This window comes from Minwuia sp. IMCC3009, from assembly GCF_029909415.1.
GTDB lineage: Bacteria > Pseudomonadota > Alphaproteobacteria > Minwuiales > Minwuiaceae > Minwuia.
In genome coordinates this window covers 3,966,704-3,980,860 of the sequence record NZ_CP123781.1, presented here as the reverse complement: position 1 = coordinate 3,980,860, position 14,157 = coordinate 3,966,704, and the positions used below count along the sequence as shown (strand labels likewise).

Below are 14,157 nucleotides of genomic sequence, written 5' to 3'. Positions count from 1 at the left end.
GTACCGTGTGGCAGGATCCGCCACGTCGCAGCCGGAACATACCAGCCATAAAACGACATTGCACAGCCCCACGTCCTCGCCTGATCCCGAATGACGGGTGACGCGGCCTTCACAACCCCCTTCAGGTTGTACAAGCCATTGCGATCAGGGCTTTTCATTGCGGGCGGCAGTCGTCAATATGCGCCGCAGGTTGGCCGGTCCAGAAAAATGGAAATCCGGACTGGCCGTTACAGGGAGGAACTTGATGAAAACCTATGTGAAAGCAGCGGCCTTCGCCGGTGCGATGAGCCTCGCCGCTTCCGCCGCAATGGCTGACGGTCTGCCGGAGAAGATGACCTGGACCGCCTATGGCACCACCGCCTCCGGCTATGCCCAGTCGGTCGCCATCGGCAATGCGCTGAGCGAAGCCTATGGCACCAAGATGCGCGTCATTCCGGGCAAGAACGACGTGTCCCGCATGGCGCCGCTGCGTGATGGCAAGGCCGACTACTGCGCCTGTGGTATCGCCGCGTTCTTCGGCCAGGAAGGCACCTTCCTGTTCGCGTCCGGCGAATGGGGCCCGCAGCCGCTGCGTGTCGTCCTGACCGCCGTCGGTGAGAACAATCTCAGTCTGGCGACAGCAAAGGATGCCGGCATCGCGACCATGGCCGACCTGAAGGGCAAGCGCGTGTCCTATGTCGTCGGCGGTGATGCACTGAACTGGAATGCCGCGGCCAACATGGCCTTCGCCGGCCTGACCTGGGATGACGTGCAGAAGGTCGAGGTCTCGGGTTTCAAGGCGTCGATCGATGCGATCATCAATGGCCAGTCCGATGCGGCCTTCATGTCCACCATCACCCCGCATGCACAGCGGCTCGCCGCCAGCCCGCGTGGCATTCACTGGCCGCCGCTGCCGGCGGATGACAAGGCTGGCTGGGAACGTCTGAACAAGGCGCATCCGGTGGCCCTGCAGCATGTCGCGACCCGCGGTGCGGACATCTCTGCCGAGAAGCCGCATGCCGGTTACGTCTATCCGTACCCGATCCTGGTCACGAACAGCGACCGCGATGCCGATGAGGTCTATGCGCTGACCAAGGCCATCGTGGACCAGTTCGACAAGTACAAGGACGCAGCACCGGGTGGTGCCGGCTGGGCCCTGGCCAACCAGACCCTGGTCTGGGGCATGCCGTATCATGAGGGCACCATCCGTTACTTCAAGGAAGCGGGTATCTGGACCGACGAGGCACAGGCCAACAACGACATGCTGATCAAGCGCCAGCAGATCATCATGGACGCCTGGAAGTCCCTGGGCGACGTGTCCGGCATGAGCCCGGAAGACATCTCGGCCAAGTGGCTGCCGATCCGTGCCAAGGCGCTGTCCGGTGCCGGCATGCCTGTTGTCTTCGAGTGACGGCTGACGAATCGTGAACCAGACCGCTGGTGATGTACCGGCGGGACCCGGAAAGGGTCCCGCCGGCTCCGACGGTCAGACGATGCAGGTGGCCGATACCGAGTTCCGGTATCGGCCACTTTCGCCGTTCTGGCGTGCACTGCTTGTGATCATCACGGTGCTGACCGTGGCCATGTCGATCTACAAGCTCTTCAACCTCGGCCACACGTTCGGCTACGTGCCGATCGATACACAGTATTTCTTCGCACTGCTGGCGCTGCTGCTGCCGCTGTGCCTGCTTGTCTTCCCACTCCGGCCGACGCGTCCCGGCTCCGAGACCGCCACGGACCGCGCGCTGTTCGGGTTCGACATCCTGCTGATTCTCGCCTCCATCGGGGTGAACGCCTACCTGTTCTACTATGCCCGGGACATCGTGAACCTGGGCTGGGAGTATGGCGCGCCGGGCCATATCCAGATTGCCGGTGGCATTCTCTGGGTGCTGGTGCTCGAGGCCACGCGCCGGTCCGCCGGCCCCGTCGTTGCCCTCATTGTCCTGATATTCTCGCTGTACCCGACCTATGGCGAATTCCTGCCGGAACCGTTCGAGACCTTCGAGAACGAGCCCTTCGGCAACACGTTCGGCTATCACGCCATCTCGTCCGAATCGATCCTCGGCATCCCGTTCCGCGCCTTCGCGAATCTGGTCATCGGCTTCCTGATGTTCGGCGTGGCGCTGCAGCACACCGGCGGCGGCAAGTTCTTCCTGAACCTCGCCTTTGCCCTGCTCGGCCATGTGCGCGGCGGTCCTGCGAAGGTCGCGATCTTCTCGTCGGGCCTGATGGGCTCCATGAGCGGCAGCGTCATCACCAACGTGATGACCACCGGCGCCCTGTCGATCCCGGCCATGAAGCGGACCGGATTCAAGCCGCACTATGCGGCGGGTGTCGAGGCCTGTGCCTCTACCGGTGGCGTGCTGATGCCGCCGATCATGGGTGCGACCGCCTTCATCATGGCGATCTACCTGAACGTGCCCTATTCGGAGATCATCATCGCGGCGACGATTCCGTCGTTCCTGTACTTCTTCGGCCTGTTCATGCAGATCGACTCCTACGCGGCCCGTACCGGCCTGCAGGGTCTGCCCAAGGAAGAGATGCCCCGGGTCAGCGACACACTGCGGGAGGGCTGGCACTATGTCTTCGTCTTCGCGCTGCTGGTCTTCATGCTGCTGTACCTGCAGCGGGAGGCACTGGCCCCCTACTACGCCACCGCGCTGCTGATCGCGATCAACCAGATCAATGCCGGTACCCGCTGGAAGATGGCCAATGTCGGTACCTTCATCATCGGTGTCGGCCGGCTGTTTGCGGAACTGGCGGCGATCCTGGCCGGTATCGGCATGATCGTCGGTGCCCTGTCGCTCACCGGCAAGGTCTCCACCCTGGCGAGCGAATTGCTCGCCCTGGCGGACGGCAACGTGATCCTGCTGCTGGTCATGGGGGCGCTGGCCAGCTTCATCATGGGCATCGGTGTCACGGTCACGGTCGCCTACATCATCCTGGCGATCACTCTGGCTCCGGCGCTGACCCAGTCGGGCCTGAACCCGATGGCGGTGCACATGTTCATGCTCTACTGGGGCATGCTCTCCTTCATCACGCCTCCGGTGGCCCTGGGGGCCTTCGCGGCGGCCAGTCTGGCCGGGTCGAACCCGATGCGAACGGGCTTCGAGGCCATGCGCCTCGGATCGGTGATCTACTTCATCCCGTTCTTCTTCGTACTGAATCCGGGGCTGATCATGCAGGGGACCGTGACCCAGGTGCTGACCGTGACGATCACCGCGATCGTCGGCGTCATCCTGATGGCCTCGTCGCTGCAGGGGTACCTGATCGGTGTCGGGCGGCTGACCAACGGCGGCACATTGCAATGGCCGGTCCGGGCAGCAGTTGGCGTTGCGGCCATCCTGTTCCTGGCGCCCGGGGGCAAGCTGACCGGCTTCACCCATGTGGAGCTGGTGATTGCCGCCCTGGTGCTGCTGGTGCCTGCGGTGCTGATCGCGCTGATGCTGAATCGGCGCAAGGCAGCGTCGGCATGACCAGTGCGGCGGAACTGCTGGTCGCCTGCCTGGAACGGCAGGGGGCGGACCGGGTGTTCTGCGTGCCGGGGGAGAGCTATCTGGCGACCCTCGATGCGCTGGCCCGGCAGAACCGGATCGATCTGGTCCAGACCCGCCATGAATCCGGGGCCGGATTCATGGCGGTCGCCGACGCCAAGCTGACTGGCCGCCCCGGCGTGGCCTTCGTCAGCCGGGGGCCTGGTGCCACCAACGCCTCCATCGCCGTGCACACGGCGGAGCAGGATGCGGTGCCGATGGTGCTGTTCATCGGTCAGGTCGCCCGTGACGAGATCGGGCGCGGCGCGTTCCAGGAAGTCGATTACTCCCGCATGTTCGGCGGCATGGCAAAGGCCGTCTGGACCATCATGGACGGGGAGCGGATTCCGGAGATCGTGGCACGGGCCTGGCAGATCGCCAGCTCCGGCACCCCCGGCCCCGTGGTCATCGTGCTGCCGGAAGACATGCAGTTCGATCAGGTCACGAACGCACCGCTGGATCCGATGCCGGTGCCGCAGACACGGGCCGCCGAAGCCGATGTCGCACGGGTCGCGGAGATGCTGGGCAAGGCGGAGCGACCGATTGTCATCGCCGGCGGCCAGGTCGATGGCGAACGCGGGCGGGCGGCCATGCTGCGTGCCGCGAATGCCCTGCAGATCCCGGTCGTCACCAGCTTCAAGCGCCAGGATATCTTCCCCAACGACAACCCGCTCTATGCCGGCTATCTGGGCTTCAACATCCCGAAACCGCAGGTGGATCTGCTGTCGGAGGCGGATCTGATTCTCGCCATCGGCACCCGCCTCGGGGATACCACGACGCAGGGATATGTCTTCCCCTCGATTCCGCCGAAGCAGCCGCTGGTGCATGTCTACCCGGACGCCAATGTGGTGGGCCGTGTCTTCGCGGCGGATGTCGGGCTGACCGTCGATCCGGCGGCCTTCCTGGATGCCCTGGTCGACGCGGCACCGCCCGCACGCGACCGCTCCGACTGGCTCGGACGGCTGAAGGCCTATGTCGACCGCCTGATGGGCGGCGCGCCGGAACCGGCGGAGGACGGGGTCAATTTCGGCATGGTGATCGAGGCGCTGAAGCCGCACCTTGCCGACGACGCGATCCTGGTCACGGACGCGGGCAACTTCTCCAGCTGGGTGCACCGCCACCTGCGCCTGAACGGGCGGCAGATCATGGTCGGCGCGGTCTCCGGTGCCATGGGCATGGGTGTCCCGGCAGCGGCGGCGGCGGGCCTGCGGGAACCGGACCGCCAGATCGTCACCTTCCTGGGCGACGGCGGCGCGATGATGACGGGCAACGAGATCGCCACGGCCATCTCGCGGCGGGTACCGATCAAGATCTTCGTCTCCAACAATGGCGCCTATGGCACCATCCGCCTGCATCAGGAGAAGTTCTTCCCCGGCACCGTGGCGGGGACCGATCTGGTCAATCCGGACTTCGCCGCCTGGGGCGCAGCCTTCGGTGCCAAGGGGCTGAAGATCCGCGACGACAATGACGTGGAGCGCGTGGTGGCGGAAGCCATGAACCATGACGGTCCCGTGGTGGTCGAGGTCCGCTCCAGCCTGGAACGCATCTCCGCCTATGTCTCCATGGCCGATCTGAAGGGCTGAAACGCGGGAAGCCTGCATGGCGCAGCTTGACTGGCATCAGGGCCGCACGGGCCTGAACGATCTGGCCTTGCTGGATGCCGCGCCGGAATCGGACGGGATCGACCTGCACGCGGTGCGCCATTACCGGCGCGGGCGGGTTCGCGAACAGATGCGTCTGGCTGGGATCGACGCCGTGATCCTGTCGGACGCGGTGAACATCCGCTATGCCACCGGCACCCGGAACATGCAGGTGTTCAGTGCCCGCAATGCCGCCTCCCGCTACCTGCTGCTGACCCAGGACCGGTCGATCCTGTACGAGTTCACCGGCTGCATGCACCTGGCGGACGGCTTCGACACCGTTGACGAGGTGCGCCCCGCCCTGACCGCCAGCTTTGTCGCCGCCGGGCCAGACATCGCGGCGCGGGAGCGGCTGTGGGCGGCGGAGATGGCCGACACGCTGCGCCAGGAGGTCGGTGCGGGCGCGACCGTGGGTCTGGAGCGGATGAATGCAGGCTCGGCCATCGCGCTGGCAGCAGAAGGGTTCGTCATCCGGGACGCGCAGCACCCGGTGGAACTGGCCCGCGCCATCAAGTCCGCCGAGGAAGTGAAATGCGTCCGTGCCTCCCTCGCCCTGACCGGTCGTGCGGTCGGCGTGATGCGGGGCGCGATCCGGCCCGGCATCTCGGAGAATGAACTCTGGTCGGTGCTGCAGCAGGCGGTGGTGGCGGGCAATGGCGACTATTGCGAGACCCGGCTGCTGAACTCCGGTCCGCGCACCAATCCATGGTTCCAGGAGACCGGACCCCGCATCATCCAGGCCAATGAACTGATCGCCTTCGACACCGATGTGCTGGGCTGCCACGGCTACTATTCCGACTTCTCCCGCACCTTCCATTCCGGACCCGACGCACCGACCGCGACCCAGCGGGAGCTTTACCGCGTGGCGCATGAGCAGGTGCACCACAACATGGCCCTGATCCGCCCCGGCCTGAGCTTCCGCGACTATGCGGAGGGGGCCTGGGACATCCCGGAGAAGTATGCCGCCCACCGCTACTACCTCTCCGCCCATGGCTGCGGCATGACCGGGGAGTATCCGTATCTCTACCACCGCGCCGATTTCGCCGATGCGGGCTACGACGGGGAGATCCTGCCCGGCATGACCCTCTGCGTCGAAAGCTTCATCGGTGCCAATGACGGCGGCGAGGGGGTGAAGCTGGAACAGCAGATCCTGGTCACCGAAACCGGCACCGAACTGCTGTCGGATTTCCCTTTCGAGGACGCGCTGCTCGCCATCTAGCCATGGGGTGGGCGTCGAGAAGGTCGGGATCGTGGATCAGGTCTGCGAGCGCCGTGATGGGAGTTGTGCAGGCGACTCACTGGCGGCCACACCATCCCCATGCCGTACCCGGGCTCGACCCGGGTACCCAGTGTGCCGCGCAGGTGTCGGAGACTGGGCGCGCAGGACACGCCTGCGACCTCTAGGAGGGGTTACGAGGGAGAACGGTCGGGGCGCTACTCCGCCCCCAGCTCTGCCCTGATCTGGTCGCGGAAGATGTCGATGGGGCGCAGCTTGCCCTCCACCTCGATGTGCCACCAGGTCCAGCCGTTGCAGCTTGGTGCGCCCTGCACGTGGGCGCCGATCTTGTGGATCGAGCCGGTGGCGTCGGCGCAGATCAGGCTGCCGTCGGCGCGGACCCGGGCGACATGCTTGCCCGTAGGGCCGAAGACATAGGTCCCCGGTTCGATCAGGCCCCGTTCCACCACCGCGCCGAAGGGCACACGCACCGCCTGCCGCTTCGGCGGCGTGATGGCGCGATCTTCCTTCGGCAGGGTACGGATGCGACCGATGCGGTTCTGCGCCAGGCGGCAGTATTTCTCTTCCCGGTCGATGCCGATGAAGCGCCGCCCCAGCCGCTTGGCCACGGCCCCGGTGGTGCCGGTACCGAAGAAGGGGTCGAGCACGATGTCATTGTCGCGGGTGGCGGTCACCAGGATGCGGTGCAGCAGCGATTCCGGCTTCTGCGTCGAATGCGCCTTCTGCCCGTCCTCCTTGAGCCGCTCATTGCCCGAACAGATCGGCAGCAGCCAGTCGGAGCGCATCTGAACGTCGTCATTCAGCACCTTCAGCGCCTCGTAGTTGAAGGTATAGCCCTTGTTCTTCTCCCCCTTCGCGCACCAGATCATGGTCTCGTGCGCGTTGGTCAGGCGGCGGCCACGGAAGTTTGGCATCGGGTTCGACTTGCGCCAGACCACATCGTTCAGGATCCAGAACCCCAGGTCCTGCAGGATCGCCCCGATGCGGTAGATGTTGTGATAGCTGCCGATGACCCACAGCGTGCCGGTGTCCTTCAGCGCCCGGTGGGCGGCCTGCAGCCAGGCACGGGTGAAGGCGTCATAGGCTTCCAGGCTGGAGAACTGGTCCCATGCGTCATCCACGGCATCGACCAGACTCTCGTCCGGCCGCCGCAGTTCGCCCTTCAGCTGCAGATTGTACGGCGGGTCCGCGAAGATCATGTCCACCGACCCTGCCGGCAGTCCCTCCATGATCTGGACGCAGTCGCCCTGAATGATCCTGTTAACCGGCAAATCCTGCATGGCGCCGCGCTGTCCTGTCTGATGTCCCACCCTGATCGCGCTGAAAACCCCTCGAATCAACAGCGCGTTGGCATAGTCACTTGAACCAGAATCTCAGGTCAACCGCTTTTAGTGCGTTGAGTCAGTGATTTATCGTATCTTCTTGAATGATCAAATCACGAACAGGCTGGAAGGAACGGCGGTGCGCGGGGCAGGGTCCAAGGGCCGCAAGCGCTTGGCGATGCTGGCGTGTCGGGTATCCGGCGTGCCGTTCGAAGCCGTATCCGGGATAGGTTTCCGCCAGGTCCGACATCAGTGCGTCACGATGCACTTTTGCAACAATCGACGCCGCCGCAATGGCCGCGACCTTCGCGTCCCCCTTCACCACCGCCTCCCCCGGCATGGCGAGACCGGGCGGCATGCGGTTGCCGTCGATCAGAACCGCAGCGGCAGGCGTGGACAGGGCGTCAATGGCGCGCGCCATGGCCAGCATGGCGGCGTGCAGGATGTTGAGCCGGTCGATCTCCTCCACGGTGGCCTCGGCGATGGAGACCAGCGCGTCCTGATGCAGGACCGCCGCGATCTCCTGCCGACGGCGGGCGGAGAGCGCCTTTGAATCTGCCAGCCCCCCGATGATGCGGTCGTAGGGCAGGATCACCGCGGCGGCGACAACCGGACCGGCAAGCGGGCCACGCCCGACCTCGTCAACACCCGCGACCGGACCGCCGACCCGGGCGCGCCAGGCCTGTTCAAGTAGCCGGTCGGCCATTGGTTCCGGATTCTTCGGACGGGGCAGCCGGGGCCTCGCTGGCCGGGGCTCCGCTGGCCTGTGTTTCGCTGGCCGGTGTTTCGCTGGCCGGGGCTTCGCTGGCCGGGGCTTCGCTGGCAGGACGCTCTTCCTCCGGCATCGCATCATCCCGCTCATCGGCTTCGGGCGAGGCGGCGCGTTTCGGCTGGAGGCGGCTCACGATGCGGTCCAGCTCGCTGCGGCCATAGTCGCCGACGCTCAGGGTCACGCGACCGACACCGCGGGCCGCACGCCCCGACCCCTCGGTGAACGCACCGACGTTCCGGCCGTAGATCGCGCGGGTGAAGTCACTGAAGGAGTGCACGCGACGCCATTCCACATGGTCCATCCGCCGTGCCGTGAACAGGAAGAACGGACTCGCCACCAGACTGAGGGCAATCACCGCCGTCATGAGCTTGGAGCCGAAGGGATCGATCACCCCGGCGGCCAGACCCGCGGCGACGAGGACAAAGGAAAACTCGCCGATCTGCCCGATGACGGTCCCTGCCAGCCAGGCCTTCGGCCAGGGCTCCCCCAGCATGCGCAGGATGATGATGTTGGTTGCCGTCTTGGCGAAGGAGATGGCGAGCAGCAGCCCGATCACCAGCAGGATATTGTCCCAGATGAAGCCCAGGTCGAGCAGCAGGCCGATGGAGAGGAAGAAGACCATCAGCAGTACCGACTGGATCGGCTCCACCGCCGCGATCATCTTGCCACGCTCGATCGTGTTGCCCGCCACCAGCCCGCCGATGAAGGCACCATAGGCAGGCGAGAGCCCCACCAGGCCGCTGATCGCGGCGAAGACGAAACACATGGCCAGGCCGGACATGGCGGCAAGGTCGTGGTTGTCGCTGATCCAGTGGGCGAACGGCAGATGCTCCCGCTTGCGGCGGCTGAGCAGGAAGACGATGCCGGCCAGGATCGAGACGGCGATGATGACCGGAACCAGGGCGCTGGTCGGGCTTGATCCCTCGACACCCATCTCGCTGACGATCAGCAGCATCGGCACCACGGCCAGGTCCTGCGCCACCAGGATTCCGACCGCCAGCCGTCCGACCTCCGTCCGCAGCTCACCAATGTCTTCCAGAATCTTGATGGCCACGGCGGTCGAACTGAGGCCCAGGCCAAAGCCGACGATCAGCGACAGCTCCGGTCCCCAGCCGAAGGCCTTGCCGCAGACCCAGGCAAAGGCGAGACCAAGGGCGATCTGCAGCCCCGCGATGGTCATGGCCATGCGCCAGATGCGGCGGAAATTGCGCAGCGACAGTTCCATGCCGATCAGGAACAGCAGCATCAGCACGCCCAGCTCCGCCACCAGCTGCAGCTCTTCCCCGTCGCCGACAAGCTCCAGCACCGACGGACCCAGCACGACCCCGGCGATGATGTAACCGACCACCACCGGCTGCTTGATGCGGCTGAGCAGCAGCCCGCACAACAGCGCCGCACCGGCAACGATGGCCAGATTGATCAGTTCTTCTTCATGCATGCTCGACCGGTGCTCCGCCGTCAGGTGGATTTCACGAGGGTCAGGTTACGTCACATCCACCGGATACGCACCACCCTCCCGGACACTGCGCAGCACGAAGCCCGACTGCATGCTGGCGACACCGGGCAGCCGGGACAGTCGGTTGCGGTGAATCCGTTCGAAGTCCGCCACGTCGCGCGCCGCAACCCGCAGCATGTAGTCCGCACTGCCGGTCATCAGGTGGCATTCGAGGATCTCGTCCGTACGGATCACCGCTTCCTCGAAGGCTGCCAGCGATTCCTCGCTCTGCGATGTCAGGCTGATCTCCACGAATGCCTGGATGGTCAGCCCCAGCGCCATCCGGTCCAGCCTTGCCGAGTAGCCTGAGATGACACCCGATTTCTCCAGCAGCTTGACCCGCCGGTGACAGGCGGAGGGCGACAATCCGACCGCCTCGGCCAGGTCGTTCAGTGACAGGGAGGAATCCCGTTGCAGACGCTGCAGGATGCGCGCATCCGTCCGATCCATCAAATTTTCTCCGAGTTTTATAGCTAATTCTCAAATTTCTTACCATAATTCCCGGAATTCGGGCAAGGATTCGAAGCACTTTCCGGCGGCAGCGCGCGATACTGGGAGATCAGACATTTCGCACGGTTCAGGAGGCTGTCATGCGCGTCGGTACCCCCAGGGAAATCAAGAACCATGAATATCGGGTCGGCCTGACGCCGGAGAGCGTGGCCGAGCTGAAGCTGAACGGCCACGAGGTTCTGGTGGAAACCGGTGCCGGCATGGGCATCGGCGCGACGGACGAGGCCTATGTGCTGGCCGGTGCCGAGATCGCAGCCGACGCGGCGGAAGTCTTCGCCCGTTCCGACATGATCGTGAAGGTGAAGGAGCCGCAGGCGAACGAGCGCGCCATGCTGCGCCCGGACCAGATCCTCTATACCTACCTGCATCTGGCCCCCGATCCCGACCAGACCCGCGACCTGGTGAACAGCGGTGCCGTCTGCATTGCCTATGAGACCGTGACCGACCCGACCGGCGGACTGCCGCTGCTGAAGCCGATGAGCCAGGTGGCCGGGCGCATGTCGATCCAGGCCGGCGCCTCGGCGCTGGAGAAGGCCCACGGCGGGCTGGGTGTGCTGCTGGGCGGCGTGCCGGGCGTGGCGCCGGGCAAGGTCGTCATCCTGGGGGGCGGTGTCGTTGGTTTCAACGCCGCGCAGATGGCCGTGGGCCTGCATGCCGATGTGACCATCATGGACCGCAATCCGGTGGTGCTGGAGAAGCTGGAGAACCATTTCGAGGCTTCCGCCACCGTGCTCTATTCCACCCGTACAGCGGTCGAGGAACAGGTCGCGGCCGCCGATCTGGTGATCGGTGCCGTGCTGGTGCCCGGTGCCGCCGCGCCGAAGCTGGTGACGCATCACATGCTGTCGACCATGAAGGACGGCGCCGTGCTGGTCGATGTCGCCATCGATCAGGGTGGCTGTTTCGAGACCTCCCGCGCCACCACCCATGCGGAACCGACCTATGTGGTCGAGGGCGTTGTCCACTATTGCGTTGCCAACATGCCGGGCGGTGTCGCGCGCACGTCCACCTATGCCCTGAACAACGTCACCCTGCAGCATGCCATCGCCATCGCCAACAAGGGCTGGAAGGGCGCCCTGGCCGCCAACCCGCACCTGCGGAATGGCCTGAACGTCTGGAACGGCAAGGTGACCTACGAGGCCGTGGCACAGGACCTGGGGTATGACTACGTGCCGGCGGAGGAAGCCCTGAAGGGCTGATCGACCGGCGGAAACCCGCAGCGTCCCGCGACTTGCGACAAACTTCCCTGTTCATCCCTGCGCCTGAGTCCCCATCTAATGGAGACTGACAGGCGCAGGAGGACAGAGGTCATGCCCCGCAAGAAGGATCCCGTCGGCCCCATCATCGACGCCACCATGCAACTCGCCGCGCTGGGGGGCTGGCGCAATGTCACGCTCTACGACATTGCGCGGGAGTCCGGTCTGGACGTCGCCGAAGTCGTTGCGGCAGTGGGCAGCCGCACTGGCGTCATCAGTCAGATTGCCGCCCGCGCCGACGCAGCCATGCTTTCGGCGGTGGATGACGACTGGCCCGACGAGGCCATTCGCGACCGCCTGTTCACACTGCTGATCGCCCGGTTCGACAGTCTGAAACCCCATCGCGAGGGGCTGCGCGCGGTGCTCGCCAGCCTGCCGGGTGACCCCATGGGCGCGCTGGCGCTGATGGCCGGACCGGGGCAGCGCACGATGCGTCTGGCGCTGGAGTCTGCGGGTGTTGCGACCGGTGGGATTGCCGGTGCATTGCGCATGAAGGCCCTGGGGCTGGCCTATGCCCGCACCTTCCGCACCTTCCTGAACGACGACAGTGCCGACCTGTCGAAGACCATGGCGGCGCTGGACAAGTCCCTCTCCGGCCTTGACCGCCTGGCCGGGCGCTTCCGCCGCGGCCGCTCCCCCTTCTCCGACAGCGGCGACACGCATCCGGTACCGGAGGCCGAACCTGCCGCAGGCTGACCGGGCATCTTTACCGCGCCTCTGATCTGCATTCAGCACAATACTCCTGTGTGGGTAGAATATGTGATGCTGCCACTATCCAATGGAGGCAGGAGAACGGTCGGGCATGGGGACGTCAGCACGCGCGCCGCATATCGTGGGCATCGGTCAGAGCGCCTATACGCGCTGGGGTGGAATCCAGGATCGCAGCCAGTTCCAGATCACGGCGGAGGCCATTGTTGCCGCCGCCCGCGACGCAGGGCTGCCGGTCAGCGCCATTGACGGGCTGACATCCTTTTCCAACGACAGCAATGAAGGCCCGGTGATGCAGGCCGCGCTGGGCATCCCGGAACTGCGCTGGTCAGCCATGGTCTGGGGCGGCGGCGGCGGCGGGTCCTGCGGTGCGGTCTCCCTGGCCTGCGCGGCCATCGAATCCGGACAGGCGGAGGTCGTCGTCGCCTATCGTGGCCTCTGTCAGGGGCAGGGTCGCCGCTATGGCCGCGCCGCGCCCACACGCACACATGGCAATTTCATCGCCCCCTATGGCCTGTTTGCACCACCGCAGATGCTGGCATTGATGGTGCAGCGGTTCATGCACCTCTACCCGATCACCGAGGATCATCTGGCAGAGATCGCGCTGTCGTTCCGTGCCAATGCCAACCGCAATCCGCTGGCCGTGATGGGGGACCGGACCCTGACGAAGGAACAGTATCTCGCCTCCCGCTGGATCGCCGAGCCGCTGCGGCTCTACGACTGCTGCCTGGAGACCGACGGCGCCGCCGCGGTCCTGATCACCACGGCCGAGCGCGCCCGCGATCTGGTGCAGCAGCGGGTGGAAGTCCTGGCCAGCGCCCACGGCAGCGGCGCGGGCTGGAGCACCGGCCCGCTGGGCAGCCAGAACATGCCCAACGATACCTATGCCAGCACCAACAACCGCCGCCTGGCGAAGGAACTGTTCGCCCGGGCGGGCCTGACCCCGGATGACATCGACGTTGCCCAGATCTACGACCATTTCTCCGGCATGGTCCTGATGGCGCTGGAGGATTTCGGCTTCTGCGGACCGGGCGAGAGCGGCGATTTCGTGGCCGAGGGCAACATCCGCCATGACGGCGGGAAGCTGCCGCTGAACACGTCCGGCGGTCAGCTGTCCGAGGCCTATGTCCATGGTGTGAACCTGATCATCGAAGGTGTGCGCCAGTTGCGCGGTACCTCGACGGCGCAGGTCGCGGATGCGCGCACCTGCCTGGTGACCGGCGGACTTGGTGTCGCGCCGACCAGCGCCATTCTGCTGGGGAGGAACTGATGGCCCTGTTTCCCGAGACCATGCCACGTCCGGAGCCCGACATGGACGACGCGCCATTCTGGGAGGCCTGCGCGGAGAGGCAGCTACGCTTCCAGTCCTGTGCCGTGTGCGGCATGCTGCGCCACCCCCCCGCCCCGATCTGCGGTGGATGCCATTCGACCGAGACGGTCTGGACAGCGGCGCCGACGGAGGCGGAGGTCTTCTCCTTCACCGTCATCCACCATGCCAGCCATCCGGCAGTGGCGGACGACCTGCCCTATGTCGTCGGTCTGGTGACCTTCCCCGGACTGCCGGGCGTGAAGCTGGTCACCAACATCACCGATATCCCGCCATCGGAGGTCAGGATCGGCATGCCGCTCACCCTCTGGTGGGACGACATCGGCGACGGCATGCACCTGCCCCGCTTCCGTCCCGCCTGACGCTGAGGCGCCGGAC

General features: G+C 65.6%; 12 protein-coding genes. 8 read left to right on the top strand and 4 right to left on the bottom strand.

Going from position 1 to position 14,157, the window contains the following annotated elements:
* The first annotated feature begins 244 nt into the window (after positions 1 to 244).
* The 4 genes from QGV55_RS18585 to QGV55_RS18570 are packed head-to-tail and all read left to right on the top strand — an operon-like array spanning position 245 to position 6,371.
* Entirely contained in the window at positions 245 to 1,390 is a 1,146-nt protein-coding gene (locus tag QGV55_RS18585; RefSeq protein WP_281019146.1) for a TAXI family TRAP transporter solute-binding subunit, read from the top strand.
* 13 nt (positions 1,391 to 1,403) lie between these two features.
* Positions 1,404 to 3,455: a TRAP transporter fused permease subunit gene (locus tag QGV55_RS18580; RefSeq protein ID WP_281019147.1), complete on the top strand. Its 2,052-nt coding sequence runs from the start codon at positions 1,404 to 1,406 to the stop codon at positions 3,453 to 3,455.
* Complete coding sequence (locus tag QGV55_RS18575) at positions 3,452 to 5,095, top strand: thiamine pyrophosphate-dependent enzyme (protein WP_281019148.1); 1,644 nt, start codon at positions 3,452 to 3,454, stop codon at positions 5,093 to 5,095. The genes QGV55_RS18580 and QGV55_RS18575 overlap by 4 nt, the downstream gene beginning before the upstream one ends.
* Positions 5,096 to 5,111: 16 nt before the next feature.
* On the top strand, positions 5,112 to 6,371 hold the full coding sequence (locus QGV55_RS18570; RefSeq protein WP_281019149.1) for a Xaa-Pro peptidase family protein: 1,260 nt from the start codon (positions 5,112 to 5,114) through the stop codon (positions 6,369 to 6,371).
* Positions 6,372 to 6,586: 215 nt separating this feature from the next.
* Here the strand turns inward: QGV55_RS18570 and QGV55_RS18565 are convergent, their stop codons facing one another.
* The 4 genes from QGV55_RS18565 to QGV55_RS18550 form a co-directional block, all read right to left on the bottom strand.
* A complete protein-coding gene (locus QGV55_RS18565) occupies positions 6,587 to 7,669 on the bottom strand; it encodes a site-specific DNA-methyltransferase (protein WP_281019150.1) in 1,083 nt (360 codons plus the stop codon).
* Between the two features lie 121 nt (positions 7,670 to 7,790).
* On the bottom strand, positions 7,791 to 8,417 hold the full coding sequence (locus tag QGV55_RS18560; protein ID WP_281019151.1) for a ribonuclease HII: 627 nt from the start codon (positions 8,415 to 8,417) through the stop codon (positions 7,791 to 7,793).
* The gene (locus QGV55_RS18555) at positions 8,398 to 9,921 is read right to left on the bottom strand and encodes a cation:proton antiporter (protein ID WP_281019152.1); all 1,524 of its coding nucleotides are present in this window, start codon (positions 9,919 to 9,921) and stop codon (positions 8,398 to 8,400) included. The genes QGV55_RS18560 and QGV55_RS18555 overlap by 20 nt, the downstream gene beginning before the upstream one ends.
* Positions 9,922 to 9,966: 45 nt before the next feature.
* Complete coding sequence (locus QGV55_RS18550; protein WP_281019153.1) at positions 9,967 to 10,428, bottom strand: Lrp/AsnC family transcriptional regulator; 462 nt, start codon at positions 10,426 to 10,428, stop codon at positions 9,967 to 9,969.
* A 140-nt stretch (positions 10,429 to 10,568) separates the two neighbouring features.
* Here QGV55_RS18550 and ald point away from each other — a divergent pair, with 140 nt between their 5' ends.
* The 4 genes from ald to QGV55_RS18530 all read left to right on the top strand — a co-directional run bounded on the left by ald (position 10,569) and on the right by QGV55_RS18530 (position 14,141).
* Positions 10,569 to 11,687, top strand: a complete 1,119-nt coding sequence (gene ald / locus QGV55_RS18545) for an alanine dehydrogenase (protein WP_281019154.1) — start codon at positions 10,569 to 10,571, stop codon at positions 11,685 to 11,687.
* Between the two features lie 111 nt (positions 11,688 to 11,798).
* A complete protein-coding gene (locus tag QGV55_RS18540) occupies positions 11,799 to 12,440 on the top strand; it encodes a hypothetical protein (RefSeq protein WP_281019155.1) in 642 nt (213 codons plus the stop codon).
* 106 nt (positions 12,441 to 12,546) lie between these two features.
* Entirely contained in the window at positions 12,547 to 13,722 is a 1,176-nt protein-coding gene (locus tag QGV55_RS18535) for a hypothetical protein (protein ID WP_281019156.1), read from the top strand.
* The gene (locus QGV55_RS18530; RefSeq protein ID WP_281019157.1) at positions 13,722 to 14,141 is read left to right on the top strand and encodes an OB-fold domain-containing protein; all 420 of its coding nucleotides are present in this window, start codon (positions 13,722 to 13,724) and stop codon (positions 14,139 to 14,141) included. The genes QGV55_RS18535 and QGV55_RS18530 overlap by 1 nt, the downstream gene beginning before the upstream one ends.
* The last annotated feature ends 16 nt before the right edge of the window (positions 14,142 to 14,157 follow it).